The following is a 12,994-nucleotide window of genomic DNA, read 5'->3' as shown; positions in this document are numbered from 1 at the left end:
AAGCCGTAACAGCCACGATAAAGTCACCAGATTCATTGGCAGGTGCTTGGACAGGCGCCTCTGCTTTTTCTGAAGCTTGGTCAAAGAGTTCAATGACTTGGTCGGCAGATGTTACTTGACGAAGTTTGTCAGCAAAACCGTCTTTCATCAGGTATTGAGACAATTCTGCCAAGGCAGCCAAGTGGGTATCATTGGCACCTTCAGGAGCCGCAATCATGAAGAAGAGGTCGGTAGGTTGCCCATCCAAACTCTCATAGTCAACACCCTTGCTTGACTTAGCAAAGAGAACAGTCGCTTCTTTGACAGCAGAGTTCTTGCTGTGAGGCATAGCAATTCCGTCACCCAGACCAGTGGAAGTGAGAGCTTCACGCGATAAAATTCCTTCTTTAAAGGTTTCAAAATCTGTCACATAACCGTGATCTACCAAATTTTTAATCATCTCTTCGATAGCTGCTGTTTTTTCAGTTGCTTGCAAATCCAGCAACATGACATCTTTTCTCAATAGGTCTTGAATTTTCATCGTTTTTCTACCTCAACTTTTTCATATGTTTCTTTAATAAAGTCCGCTGTTGCCAAGTCATCTGAGAAAGTAGTTGCTGTGCCACAAGCAACTCCCCATTTGAAGGCTTCTATTGCGTCTTTTGATTTGACAAATTCACCTGTAAATCCAGCTACCATAGAGTCACCAGCTCCAACAGAATTTTTCACTGTTCCCTTGATAGGTTTGGCGAAGTAAGCTCCCTCAGGTGTGACAAGAAGGGCCCCGTCCCCAGCCATAGAGATAATGACGTTTTGAGCACCTTTAGCCAGTAACTCTCGCGCGTATTTCTCAATTTCATCTAAACTGTCTAATTTAACACCAAAGATAGCTCCTAGTTCGTGATTGTTTGGCTTAACCAAAAGTGGCTGATAGTCCAAACTATCTATCAAGGTCTGACCCTCAAAGTCACAAACTACTTGCGCACCTGTCTGACGGGTCAAGGCAATCAAATCCTTATAGATAACATTTCCTAGATTTTTAGCACTTGAACCTGCAAACACAACCGTATCATCTGCAGTCAGACTAGATAAAACAGCTTTCAATTCTTCTAGCTGAGCTGGTTCGATAGTTGGACCTGTTCCGTTGATTTCCGTTTCTTGGTCTGCTTTAATCTTGACATTGATGCGCGTATCTTCTGCTACTTGGACAAAGCGTGTCTCTATCTCTTCTTTTGCCAGGGTATCTGTGATAAATTTACCAGTAAAGCCACCGATAAAGCCGGTCGCTGTATTTGGAACATCCAAGCGTTTCAAAACACGACTGACATTGATACCCTTACCGCCAGCGAACTTATCATCACTGTCCATACGATTGACACTACCAACTTGAACTTGGTCCAAGCGGACGATATAGTCAATGGAAGGATTGAATGTGACTGTATAAATCATACTTCTATTACCTCCGTTTTCTCCTTAATAGCCTGCAAGAGCTCATGCCCTTGACTTGTAATAACAATAGCGCGTTTGAGTGGTGCTACCTTGGCAAAGCAAGTTTGTCCAATTTTTGACGAATCCACCAAGACATAGGTCTGTTTGGCATTCTCTAAAATAGCACGCTTAACAGCTCCCTCCTCCATATCGGGAGTCGTATAATAACCATCGTCCACACCATTCATCCCGATAAAGGCACGGTCAAAGTGCAATTGATTGATTTGGTTAAGAGCAACACCACCGATACATGCATCTGTCGCCATCTTGACACTACCTCCAACCATGACCGTTGGAATCTGTTTTTCAACCAACTGAACCGCATGGTGAATGGAGTTGGTCACAACTGTGATATTCTTATTAACCAATTCCTTGATCAAAAAAGCTGTTGTTGTGCCAGCGTCGATAAAGATAACATCTTTATCCTTGATAAGAGAAGCTGCTTTCTGAGCCAGCAATTTCTTTTCCTGAAGGTTTTTGACAGATTTTTCTTGAATGGTTTCTTCCTCTTGCAAGGAGTGTGGCAATTCTGCTCCACCATGCACACGGCGAAGCTTGTTCTCTGCTTCCAACTCATCCAAGTCTCTTCGAACCGTTGATTCTGACGTTTCTAATAGACTAACCAATTTTTCAAGAGAAACTACATGATGTTGATTTAACTCCTCTAAAATCAGTTGCTTCCGCTCCGTTTTTAACACCAAATCACCTCCTGTTATCGTTTACACTATTCATTCTAACACTTTTTTTATCAAAGTCAAGCATTTTTTTTCATTTTCTTTCAAAAACTATCATTTTTGCCAATTCCAACATTTTTATTGCAAGATAAGTGGCTTTATGGTAGACTATTTGAGTAAGTATTGGAAGATTACTCAAGAGGCTTAAGAGGCCGTGTTGGAAACGCGGTAGGCGTGTAACAGCGTGCGTGGGTTCGAATCCCATGTCTTCCGTAGAAAAGAAAAATTATTTTGGGGATACGACAAAAACGTTGTATCCTTTTTGTATCCCTTTTTTAAAAATAATGTCCAGAAATTTTCTACCAACAGTAAAAAAGGACCATTTTTAAGTCTGTTAAAACCGCAAAAGAATACCAAAGATAAAAACAAAAAACGTTGATTTAACAACGTTTTATCAAGGAATGCGAAAGAATGCAAAGGAATAATGGAGCCGGTGGGAGTCGAACCCACGTCCAAACACCTGCCAACATATTTGTCTACAACCATAGGTTATGTATTATTTTAACAGTCCCTCGACACATAACTCAAGCCCAGGAACTGCGAGTCTATCAATCTCTTATCAAACCACTAGACAAGGCTTAATCGTATCTCGCTAATCATAAGACCTGTCATTGAACACGAGCAATCCAAATCGGGTCACGCCTGCTGGTTTTTAGGCAGCTAGAGCGTAAGAAGTGTTATTTTTTGCAGTTATATTTAACTGAGCGTTTACGTCGCCACACGGGTTGCAAAATATGCCTCATAATGCCTGTCGAATCCGTAACGACCCCAAGATTATAGAACTATTATAACCTATCTTCATAAAAAATGCAAAATCAAGCCGATTCTTTAGAAAAGATACGTTTTCAGAGCATCTGATAAGACTTGATAACCTGCTACACTTAGATGGAGACCATCCGTTGTATAGGCTGATTTAAGTTGTCCTTCTGAATCCGTCAAACTATCGTAAATCGGTAGAAAATCTACTTGCATATAGGCGGAGGCTAGAGCCTCATAGGCCTGATTCCATTCTTTGATCTTTTCATTGGTACGAATATATACTGTTTGCTTGTATTCTTCTCCCTCATTGACTGGCAGAATGGAAAGGAGCTTTATTTGTGACAGCGGATAATCTCGAGCAATTGACTGAATCACACGCTCAAGATTATCCAAGGCTTCATTCATGGGAATATCTTTTCCGATATCGTTTGTCCCAATCAAGAGAACAATTTGATCGACAGCATCACCATAAAGATGGGCATCAAGGTTATCTAGTAACAATCTCGTCTGGTAACCTCGGATGCCACGATTGACAATCGTCTTTGCGGCCCCAAACAACTCTTGCAGAGGATAATACTCCACAATCGAATCTCCGATAAAGATAATATCCGGCTCTAGGACAGAGACTTGATTCAATTCACTATATTTGGTTTGAATTTTTGCCTGCTCTTTTAGGAGCCAATTTTCTAATAACTGTACTGCCACCTTACCCCTCTTTCTCTAACCAATTTTCTAGGACCTGATAAACGCCCCCTTGGCTGTTAGCTGGCGCAAGGGCAGTCGCGACTGCCTTGGCCTCATCATCAGCATTTTCCACAGCATAGGCAATTCCAGCCATCTCCAACATCTCAACATCATTTTCGCTATCACCAAAAGCCATGATTTGTTCCGATTTCAAATCCCAACGCTTGAGCAATTCTTCCAATCCCCAAGCCTTGTGAACACCAGCCTGCAGGATATCAATACAACCATAACCGCTAGAAACAGCTCTTACACGACCATCAAATAAATCATTAATTTCCTGCAAAACAGAACTAGAACGTTCCTCACCGACGACCATGCTCATCTTTAGCACTCCACCAAAGAGGTCTGAGTTTAGCTCATCCACAAAATTGGTCCTTTGGTAAAGTTTTTCAATCATCTCTGGAGTCATAAATTTTTCAAGGTCTGTAAAAACAGTTCCTTCCTTGACAAAACTCCCGTTCATACTGGTGACGACGAACTGATCTCGACACTCTCTCCCTTTAAAATGAAGGAGAGCCTTGTCAACCATAGCATCATCCCAGGTCTGAGCCTGAAGCAATGTATCGTGTTCAAAAATACGAGCACCATTGGCAACGACTAGGACAACTCTACTCGCCAAATGTTTAAGCAATTGTCTCATCCGATGGACTTCATTTCCCGTCGCAATGACAAAACGGATACCTCGTTCATCTAATTGGTCTAAAATCTTTTCTAAACGTGGCAAGTCCAGTTGCCCTCTTGGATCCAGCAAGGTTCCATCCATATCTGTTGCAATTAATTTAATCGTCATCTCGTCTCCTTTAGGGCGAGTGGCTACCACTTCAACCCTACATGTTCATTCATTTCTTTATAGGCTGTGTCAATTCGTTCCTTGGTCGCCTCATCCAACTGCTCACGGTGACTGCCCCCCTCGATGAAGTCCTCTAGGATATAGGTCTGATAGAGGAAGAGCGGATAGCCTTCTGGTGAATAAGTTCCTTTTGGAGTTCGATTGACCCAAGTCGGATGCGCTTTGACAGTTTCAATCCTTGTTTTTCCATCTTTTTTCTTAATGGTCACATCCATGAGAACACCGCGCTCTGTCCACTTGGCATTTTCCTCGTCTTGCATGGTTTCAATGCGCTGATTTGAGAGGAAATTTCCCATGGAATAGATAATCAATTTCTTGTCACCATCTTTTTCAACCGTTTCGGCAGGTTCAACGACGTGAGGGTGCCCTCCAAAGATAATATCAGCTCCCCAGTCCACCATCTTGTGGTACAGTGTCTTTTGTTCTTCCGTTGGTTCTAGCTGGTACTCAATTCCCATCTGAGGCATAACAACAGTGATATCCGCTTCTTTCTCTGCACGCTCGATTTCCGCCTTCATCTTGTCTTCGTTTAAGTCAGAAAGGTAGCGATTATAGTCTTCTTGAGAGATATACTGTTCAATGCCATTAAAACCGTAGGAATAGGCCAGGAGAGCTACCTTGATTCCATTGACTTCCTTGATGACTATAGGGGCTTGGTCACGGGATTCATGTGTGTAGACTCCGATGGGTGTCATTCCAGCCTTTTCAATAGCTTGAGCCGTTGAAACTACTCCCTCAATTTGAGAATCCAAAATATGATTATGAGCCAAGTCTAGAACTTGGTAGCCTGCATCCTTGATCGCATCCATGACTTCTCCAGGTGCATTAAAAAGAGGATAACCTGCCAAATAGTGGTCCTTGTTCACAGTTCCTTCAAAGTCACCAAGCACTAAATCCGCTTGCTTGAGCCAAGGTTTTACATATTCAAAATTTTCGTGGAAATCATAGGTCCCATCTTCTTTTAGGGCTGTTCGGTAGATAGGGATATGGTAGAGAAGGTCACCATTTGCCATGATACGGGCTGTCTTTTCGTCAGAATCATTTTCCTTGAATTGACTAGAAGTACTTGCAGAATCAACTGTTTGGCTACTAGGACTTGTTCCCATGTTGCCTTGTACTGCTCGAACTAACAAGTTCAGCCCCATGGATAAGGCAACTGCAAGCAATAACACAATAATAAACTGAGCATTGGTCCAAGATTTATAATTCCTAAAGAAACTAATACTAGTCTTCAACAATCCATCAATAGGACCATGAGACCGTCTGTCTTTTCGCTTTTCCATTCTTATTCTCCCTTACTTTCTTATGCAAGCCTTTTCTTTTATTATACCACAGACAAAAGGGGAATACCGTTTATTATATTATTTTTTAGGAACTTCTGTGACTTTCTTTCTAACCTATTTTGTGTTATCATGTAGAGGTAATGAAAGGAGAGAAAATGTCTGCTATAGAACGTATTACAAAAGCTGCTCATTTGATTGATATGAAAGATATTATCCGCGAGGGAAACCCAACTCTACGTGCGGTTGCTAAGGAGGTCACTTTCCCACTGTCTGACCAGGAAATCATCCTTGGAGAAAAGATGATGCAATTCCTCAAAAATTCTCAGGATCCTGTTATGGCTGAGAAAATGGGACTTCGTGGTGGTGTTGGCCTTGCTGCTCCCCAGCTGGATATCTCAAAACGTATTATTGCCGTCTTGGTCCCAAATATTGTAGAAGAAGGCGAAACTCCACAGGAAGCCTACGACTTGCAAGCCATTATGTACAATCCAAAAATCGTCTCTCACTCTGTTCAAGACGCTGCTCTTGGCGAAGGAGAAGGTTGCCTATCTGTTGACCGTAACGTGCCAGGCTACGTTGTCCGCCATGCCCGCGTCACTGTTGATTACTTTGACAAGGACGGCGAAAAACACCGTATCAAGCTCAAAGGATACAACTCCATCGTTGTCCAACATGAAATTGATCACCTAAACGGAATCATGTTTTACGATCGTATCAATGAGAAAGACCCATTTGCTGTAAAAGATGGTTTACTGATTCTGGAATAAAGAAAATCCCGTTGCAAGACGGGGTTTTGTGTTATAATAGAGGCATGAAAACAAATGATATTGTCTATGGCGTCCATGCCGTTACTGAAGCCCTCCTTGCAAACACTGGAAACAAACTCTATCTCCAAGAAGATTTAAGGGGGAAGAATGTTGAGAAAGTCAAGGAACTGGCTGCTGAGAAAAAGGTGTCCATCTCTTGGACCTCAAAAAAATCCCTCTCTGAAATGACCGAAGGCGCTGTCCATCAAGGATTTGTCCTTAGGGTATCTGAATTTGCCTATAGCGAGCTAGAACACATTCTTGCCAAAACGCAGCAAGAAGAAAATCCTTTGCTATTGATTCTGGACGGGTTAACTGACCCTCACAACTTAGGCTCCATCTTAAGAACCGCTGATGCGACCAATGTTTCAGGTGTCATCATTCCCAAGCACCGTGCTGTCGGAGTTACTCCAGTCGTTGCCAAAACGGCTACAGGTGCTATTGAGCATGTACCGATTGCCCGAGTGACCAACCTTAGTCAAACCTTAGATAAACTCAAGGAGGACGGCTTCTGGACCTTTGGAACGGATATGAACGGTACCCCTTGCCACAAGTGGAATACAAAAGGGAAAATCGCCCTCATCATTGGAAATGAAGGAAAAGGCATCTCTAGCAACATCAAAAAACAGGTCGATGAGATGATTACCATTCCCATGAATGGGCATGTTCAAAGCCTCAATGCCAGTGTTGCTGCAGCCATTCTCATGTACGAAGTTTTCCGAAACCGACTATAAAAAAGTTTCCAATCACTTGATTGGAAACTTTTTTCTTAACTATGTTCTGTGATAAATTTATAGGCTTCTTGGCCTGCGATAGCCCCATCTCCAACTGCTGTTGTCACTTGGCGAAGGTCTTTCTGGCGAACATCCCCAACTGCAAAGATACCTTCAACGGCTGTCTTCATGTGATTATCTGTTACAATCCAGCCTGACTGGTCTTGAATATTCAAATCCTTAACAAAATCACTAACAGGGTCCAGTCCAACATAGATAAAGACACCTCCAAAGGCTTGCTCTGTTACTTGACCTGTTTTCACATTTTCAAATACAACTGACTCTACTCGGTTTTCACCTTTGATTTCCTTGACTACAGAGTCCCAGATAAAGTTAACTTTCTCATTTGCAAAGGCTCTGTCTTGCAAAACTTTTTGAGCACGAAGTTCATCTCGACGGTGAACAATGGTAACAGTCTTGGCAAAGCGAGTCAAGAATAGAGCTTCTTCTACCGCAGAATCTCCACCACCAACTACGAGCAAGTCTTGGTCACGGAAGAAAGCTCCATCACAGACCGCACAGTAAGAAACACCTCGACTATTTAGTTCTTCTTCTCCAGGAACACCTAAAAGACGGTGTTTAGACCCAGTTGCCACGATGACAGTACGAGTTTCATAAACTTGGTCATCTGTGATTACCTTCTTATAGTCAGCATGATCTTCAATCTTTTCAACAAATCCATAAAGGTGCTCTACTCCAAGATTTTCAAGAGGTTCAAACATCTTCTCTGCCAATTCAGGTCCACTGATATTGGCATATCCAGGATAGTTCTCGATATCAGATGTGTTATTCATTTGCCCACCTGGCAGACCACCTTCAATCAAAGCTACTTTCAGATTGCTTCGAGCGGCATATAAGGCAGCTGTCATTCCCGCAGGTCCAGCACCGATAATAATCGTATCGTACATTTCGATTCCTTCTTTCTTGTTGTAACTATCTTTATTCTAACTGTTTGGAGTTTATTTAGCAAGCATTATGCTCTGAAAACTAAAATGAGACTCATGACGGCAAAGGATAATACTGGAATCACCAAAACCCCGATCATAATCATATCATAGAGATGGGCTTGACGGGCCTTAGCTGTCTTGTCCACACCAGACATAGCTCGCAATCCAATCCAAATCCCTAAAAAAATCACGACGAGAATGGTCGTTAAGATCAAACTCTCGAAATATAAAGAAAATAGTTGCAGCAGCATGATCTCTCTCGTTTCTATCTTTTTTAAAGAGTAAACTCAGCTAGTCCAACTAACTGAGTTTTCCTTTTTCTATTATATCAAATATAAGTCCGTTTGTAACTAGCGAAGAATTCTTTTGTCCGTTCTTCTTTTGGATGATTGATGATTTCATCGGGTGTGCCTGACTCGATGATTTTCCCTTTATCTAGGAACAAAATCTTATCTGCCACTTGGGCTACAAAAGACATATCGTGACTAACCAAGATCATGGTCTGACCAGACTTAGCAGCGTCTGCAATAGACTTTTCTACCTCACCGACCAATTCTGGGTCAAGTGCTGAAGTTGGTTCGTCCAAGAGCAAGACGTCTGGTTTCATAGCGAGGGCACGCGCTAGGGCAACCCGTTGCTTTTGCCCACCTGACAAATGGCGAGGGTAATGCTGTTCACGATCAGAAAGTCCAACCTTAGCCAACTCTTCCTTGGCGATTTTGGTTGCTTCCTCGTCCGATAGTTTCTTAACAACGACCAAGCCTTCCTTAACATTGTCAAGCGCTGTTCGGCGTTCAAATAAGTTGAACTGTTGGAAAACCATAGACAACTTGCGACGAAGGGTTAGGATCTCTTCTTGGTTAATCTGAGAAAAATCAACTTTGAAATTGTCAATCTGAATCGTTCCACTATCTGGTGTTTCAAGATAGTTGAGGCTACGCAAGAAAGTTGATTTTCCAGCTCCAGATGAACCAATCAAGGCCACTACTTCTCCCTTTTGGATATCCAAGTCCAGATGATCCAAGACAGTCTGTCCTGAAAAGGATTTGCTTAAATTCGAAATCTTAATCATTAACGAAGGTCTCCTTTCACATCTGAAGTTACTGTATCCGGTGCTGAAATTGCCATTTTCTTCTCGATAAAGCGACCGAGGCTTTCAATTCCGATATTGACTACCCAGTAAACAAGAGCAACGGAGATGAATCGCTCAAAGTAACGATAATCCGCTCCGCCCAAAATCTGAGCCTGGGCAAAAACTTCGACAACACCCGCACTAAAGGCTAGAGAAGTTCCCTTGGTCAAACCGATGAGGGAATTGATCAAAGTTGGTGTTGCTACCACCGCTGCATTAGGAATAATAACACGACGATAAACTTGTGCACGGGTCATCCCCAGACTGCGCGCCGCTTCAATCTCACCAGGATTGACAGAAAGGATGGCTGCACGAATGGTTTCGCTGGCATAAGCCGCCTCATTAAAGGCAAAAGCTACAATAGCAAAAGTCGCTGCTGGAATAGCATTGATATTGAAGCTGGTTCCCCATTGTTGATTGAGTGCTTTCAGAGCAAGTGGAATCCCGTAGTAGGTCAACATGAGCTGAACCAAAATCGGTGTCCCTTTTAAAAAGCTGACAAAAAAGGCCTGCAAGGGATACAATATCTTAACACGGTTGATTTTAACAATGGCAAAAACCAAGGCCAGGACCAAACCAAAAATCGCACCTCCAAGAGTCAACATCAAGGTTGTAGGCAGTTGTTGGACAATCCTTGGAATCCCATCAAAAACCGAACGCAAACTAAAGAGCTTGCCATCCGGAATGAATTGCATCAAACTTTGGTACCAATCTGATGCTAAAAATGTTGTAACAGTCATAAAAACATCCTCTCCTGATAATGATTCATTCTATCATACTTCTGCTCGCAAGCAAATTATTTGCTACGGGCTGATCAGACTTTGTCTATCTTCTAGTTTATCACACTTTAAAACAGGGAGGCTATATATTTTACCTATCAAGGAGATAGATAAAAACTATCTCAAACCTAAGTCCTCATAGCTTTTTCTATAGCCGATTTGTTTAACAGCACCATTCTCCACCAAAATTGGACGTTTTAACAACATGCCATCACTAGCCAGAAGCTTAGCTGCTTCTTGTTTTGACAAGCTTCCCACCTTATCTTTCAAGCCCAGTTCACGGTATTTGATCCCGCTGGTATTGAAAAATTGTTTCACTTCAAAACCAGAAGTTTCCAACCAGTTCAAAATCACTTCTTCACTTGGTGTTTCTTCTACAATATGGACGTCTTGGTAGTCAAGTCCGAGTTGGTCTAGTTCATTTTTTGCTTTCTTACAAGTTGAACATTTTGGGTATTCGATAAATTCTAACATCTTCTTTTCTTTCTATTCTTTATTTTCTTGAAAAACTGCACCTTCATGCTGCAAGAGCCAGGCTTTCTTTTCGACTCCAGAAGCATAGCCTGTCAGACGATTACCAGACCCTAGTACTCGGTGACAGGGAACGAGGATGGACCAGGGATTACGCCCTACTGCTCCGCCAATCGCTTGGGCAGAGGGCACCTGCAAGTCTTGAGCTATTTGTCCGTAAGTTACTGTTTGCCCATAAGGAATGCTCTGTAAGTAGGCCCAGACCCGCTTTTCAAAATCCGTCCCAATGGGAGCCAAGGGCAAGAGAGAGAAGTCTTGATCCTTCCCATCGAAATAAGCATCTAAATAGCAACTAACCTGGTCAAGAACAGGATGCTCCTTAACGATTTCCATCCTATCCGTATCAATACCTCTCTCAAAATGAGTTTGGTCCTGCACCCAAATTCCATACAGATATTGCTCGTCAGCAACCAAGGACAAGGTTCCAATTGGCGACGAGTAGAGCATTTTTACGTACTTTTTTTGCTTCATTTTTTTAATTTCTGATAGGCTAAGCGTTCCCCATCAACTGGAACCTTACCGACCTGTTGGAAACCTAGCTTTTCAAAGATATGCTGCATGGCCTTGTTTTGTGCATGCGTATCTGAACGAAAATCTAGATAATCAAAACCTTCAATCAAGCCTTCTAGGAAAGTCTGAGCAACACCTTGTCCTTGTACATCTGCTGCCACAGCGATACGGTGAAAGACCAGATATTCTGATTCTTCCCCCTGCCAACTTCCTTCATAAATGGCTTCATAGGCTTCCTCTGGGCTCTTGGTCACAGCAGCATAGGCTAGCAGTTCTCCCTCTTCCAAGGCCACATAAGCTTGGCCTGAGATAATATCATCAATAATGATGTCAGCATTTGGATAGCCATTTTGCCACTGGCCACTACCAGACTTAGCTAAACATTTTTTGGCATCCTCCATCACCTGCATAATCGCATCTACTTCGTTTGGAAAAGCTAAACGAATCTCCATCTCTTCCCCTCATTTCTAACTAATTTCTCTCATCATAGCATAATTTAGAGCTTTCTACAAGCAGTTGAAACTTGACTTTTGTTTTTTATTATTTTATAATCTAGTTATCGAAACTAGATAAAAAGGAGTTGGAAATGAATTCTATCTTTTCCTACCCAAAATGGGAAGACATTCCAAACATTGACCTCTATCTGGATCAGGTTTTGCTTTATGTCAACCAAGTCTGTGCCCCCATCTCCCCAGATAAAGAAAAGGGCCTGACCGCATCTATGGTTAATAATTATGTCAAACATGGTTACCTGACAAAGCCTGACAAGAAGAAATACCAACGCAAACAGATTGCCCGTTTGATTGCCATTACTACTCTCAAGTCTGTCTTTTCAATCCAAGAAATCGCTCAGACCCTCAATACTCTACAAACTCAAGCGAGCTCAGACCAGCTCTACGATGCTTTTGTGGACTACATGAACCAAGGAATCGATCCAGAAAATCCTATTATCCAAACCAGCTGCCAAACGGTTAAACTGTATCATCAAACTCTAGACTTAATCCTTAGCAAAGAAGAGGAGGAAATCCAATGAATACCAGTTTAAAACTCAGTAAAAAACTCAGTTTTGGAGAAGAAATCGCCAATAGCGTGACCCATGCTGTGGGTGCAGTTATCATGCTCATCTTACTCCCCATTTCATCCACCTATAGTTACGAAGCACATGGATTTTTATCGTCTTTTGGCGTTTCTATCTTTGTTATCAGTCTATTTCTCATGTTCCTCTCGTCAACCATTTACCACTCTATGGCCTATGGTTCGACCCACAAATACGTCTTGCGAATCATCGACCATTCTATGATTTATGTGGCTATTGCAGGCTCTTATACGCCGGTCGTATTGACCTTGATGAATAACTGGTTTGGCTATCTGATTATTGCCATTCAGTGGGGAACAACCATTTTCGGCATCCTCTATAAAATCTTTGCTAAAAAGGTCAATGAGAAATTTAGCCTTGCCCTTTACCTGATTATGGGCTGGTTGGTTCTGGCAATTATTCCTGCCATCATCAGCCAAACAACGCCAATCTTTTGGAGTCTCATGGTAACTGGCGGACTTTATTATACAGTTGGAGCTGGATTTTACGCTAAGAAAAAACCTTATTTCCACATGATCTGGCATCTCTTTATCTTAGCTGCGTCTGCACTCCAATACATCGCTATTGTTTATTTCATGTAAAA

17 protein-coding genes, 1 tRNA gene and 1 other RNA gene are annotated in these 12,994 nt (G+C 42.1%); 5 read left to right on the top strand and 14 right to left on the bottom strand.

Annotated elements, in window-relative coordinates:
- The 3 genes from HMPREF9184_RS04665 to HMPREF9184_RS04655 all read right to left on the bottom strand — a co-directional run.
- Positions 1 to 520 (bottom strand): PTS sugar transporter subunit IIA (locus tag HMPREF9184_RS04665; RefSeq protein ID WP_009444203.1); only part of this gene is annotated, 520 nt, incomplete at its 3' end.
- Positions 517 to 1,428, bottom strand: a complete 912-nt coding sequence (pfkB, locus tag HMPREF9184_RS04660; protein WP_000640729.1) for a 1-phosphofructokinase — start codon at positions 1,426 to 1,428, stop codon at positions 517 to 519. The genes HMPREF9184_RS04665 and pfkB, both read right to left, overlap by 4 nt.
- Complete coding sequence (locus HMPREF9184_RS04655) at positions 1,425 to 2,165, bottom strand: DeoR/GlpR family DNA-binding transcription regulator (protein WP_000920636.1); 741 nt, start codon at positions 2,163 to 2,165, stop codon at positions 1,425 to 1,427. The genes pfkB and HMPREF9184_RS04655 overlap by 4 nt, the downstream gene beginning before the upstream one ends.
- A 161-nt stretch (positions 2,166 to 2,326) precedes the next feature.
- Here HMPREF9184_RS04655 and HMPREF9184_RS04650 point away from each other — a divergent pair.
- A tRNA-Ser gene (locus tag HMPREF9184_RS04650) sits at positions 2,327 to 2,414 on the top strand.
- 209 nt (positions 2,415 to 2,623) lie between these two features.
- Here HMPREF9184_RS04650 and ssrA read toward each other — a convergent pair.
- The 4 genes from ssrA to HMPREF9184_RS09485 form a co-directional block, all read right to left on the bottom strand.
- Positions 2,624 to 2,971, bottom strand: a transfer-messenger RNA (tmRNA) gene (ssrA, locus tag HMPREF9184_RS09490).
- A gap of 58 nt (positions 2,972 to 3,029) precedes the next feature.
- Positions 3,030 to 3,665 carry an SGNH/GDSL hydrolase family protein gene (locus tag HMPREF9184_RS04645; RefSeq protein WP_000290627.1) on the bottom strand — a complete coding sequence of 212 codons (636 nt, stop codon included), beginning with the start codon at positions 3,663 to 3,665 and terminating at the stop codon, positions 3,030 to 3,032.
- Between the two features lies 1 nt (position 3,666).
- Positions 3,667 to 4,494, bottom strand: coding sequence for an HAD family hydrolase (locus HMPREF9184_RS04640; RefSeq protein ID WP_000152910.1), 828 nt, complete (start codon positions 4,492 to 4,494; stop codon positions 3,667 to 3,669).
- 23 nt (positions 4,495 to 4,517) lie between these two features.
- Positions 4,518 to 5,837, bottom strand: coding sequence for a CapA family protein (locus tag HMPREF9184_RS09485; RefSeq protein ID WP_000415402.1), 1,320 nt, complete (start codon positions 5,835 to 5,837; stop codon positions 4,518 to 4,520).
- A gap of 155 nt (positions 5,838 to 5,992) precedes the next feature.
- Between HMPREF9184_RS09485 and def the strand changes: the two genes are divergently transcribed.
- A complete protein-coding gene (def, locus tag HMPREF9184_RS04625; protein ID WP_001272939.1) occupies positions 5,993 to 6,604 on the top strand; it encodes a peptide deformylase in 612 nt (203 codons plus the stop codon).
- Positions 6,605 to 6,648: 44 nt separating this feature from the next.
- Positions 6,649 to 7,377, top strand: coding sequence for a 23S rRNA (guanosine(2251)-2'-O)-methyltransferase RlmB (gene rlmB / locus HMPREF9184_RS04620; RefSeq protein ID WP_000855730.1), 729 nt, complete (start codon positions 6,649 to 6,651; stop codon positions 7,375 to 7,377).
- A 35-nt stretch (positions 7,378 to 7,412) separates the two neighbouring features.
- Here rlmB and trxB read toward each other — a convergent pair whose 3' ends face one another.
- From trxB to HMPREF9184_RS04585, 7 genes are all read right to left on the bottom strand, one after another.
- Positions 7,413 to 8,324 (bottom strand): thioredoxin-disulfide reductase, encoded by a 912-nt coding sequence (gene trxB / locus HMPREF9184_RS04615; RefSeq protein WP_000272326.1) that lies wholly within the window; start codon positions 8,322 to 8,324, stop codon positions 7,413 to 7,415.
- Between the two features lie 65 nt (positions 8,325 to 8,389).
- A complete protein-coding gene (locus HMPREF9184_RS04610; protein ID WP_000926602.1) occupies positions 8,390 to 8,614 on the bottom strand; it encodes a DUF4059 family protein in 225 nt (74 codons plus the stop codon).
- Between the two features lie 77 nt (positions 8,615 to 8,691).
- Positions 8,692 to 9,435 (bottom strand): amino acid ABC transporter ATP-binding protein, encoded by a 744-nt coding sequence (locus tag HMPREF9184_RS04605; RefSeq protein WP_000590974.1) that lies wholly within the window; start codon positions 9,433 to 9,435, stop codon positions 8,692 to 8,694.
- Positions 9,435 to 10,235: an amino acid ABC transporter permease gene (locus HMPREF9184_RS04600; RefSeq protein WP_000219155.1), complete on the bottom strand. Its 801-nt coding sequence runs from the start codon at positions 10,233 to 10,235 to the stop codon at positions 9,435 to 9,437. Before HMPREF9184_RS04600 ends, HMPREF9184_RS04605 begins: the two co-directional genes overlap by 1 nt.
- Before the next feature lie 156 nt (positions 10,236 to 10,391).
- Positions 10,392 to 10,748, bottom strand: coding sequence for an arsenate reductase family protein (locus HMPREF9184_RS04595; RefSeq protein WP_000889070.1), 357 nt, complete (start codon positions 10,746 to 10,748; stop codon positions 10,392 to 10,394).
- A gap of 12 nt (positions 10,749 to 10,760) precedes the next feature.
- A complete protein-coding gene (locus HMPREF9184_RS04590) occupies positions 10,761 to 11,276 on the bottom strand; it encodes a methylated-DNA--[protein]-cysteine S-methyltransferase (RefSeq protein WP_000810634.1) in 516 nt (171 codons plus the stop codon).
- Positions 11,273 to 11,767: a GNAT family N-acetyltransferase gene (locus HMPREF9184_RS04585; protein WP_000405849.1), complete on the bottom strand. Its 495-nt coding sequence runs from the start codon at positions 11,765 to 11,767 to the stop codon at positions 11,273 to 11,275. The genes HMPREF9184_RS04590 and HMPREF9184_RS04585 overlap by 4 nt, the downstream gene beginning before the upstream one ends.
- A 134-nt stretch (positions 11,768 to 11,901) precedes the next feature.
- Here HMPREF9184_RS04585 and HMPREF9184_RS04580 point away from each other — a divergent pair, with 134 nt between their 5' ends.
- Positions 11,902 to 12,348 (top strand): DUF1836 domain-containing protein, encoded by a 447-nt coding sequence (locus HMPREF9184_RS04580; protein WP_001084369.1) that lies wholly within the window; start codon positions 11,902 to 11,904, stop codon positions 12,346 to 12,348.
- A complete protein-coding gene (gene trhA, locus HMPREF9184_RS04575) occupies positions 12,345 to 12,992 on the top strand; it encodes a PAQR family membrane homeostasis protein TrhA (RefSeq protein ID WP_001097973.1) in 648 nt (215 codons plus the stop codon). The genes HMPREF9184_RS04580 and trhA overlap by 4 nt, the downstream gene beginning before the upstream one ends.
- The last annotated feature ends 2 nt before the right edge of the window (positions 12,993 to 12,994 follow it).

Origin of the sequence: Streptococcus sp. oral taxon 058 str. F0407 (assembly GCF_000235485.1) — a bacterium.
Classification (GTDB): domain Bacteria; phylum Bacillota; class Bacilli; order Lactobacillales; family Streptococcaceae; genus Streptococcus.
This window is presented reverse-complemented; position numbering and strand designations above follow the sequence as displayed.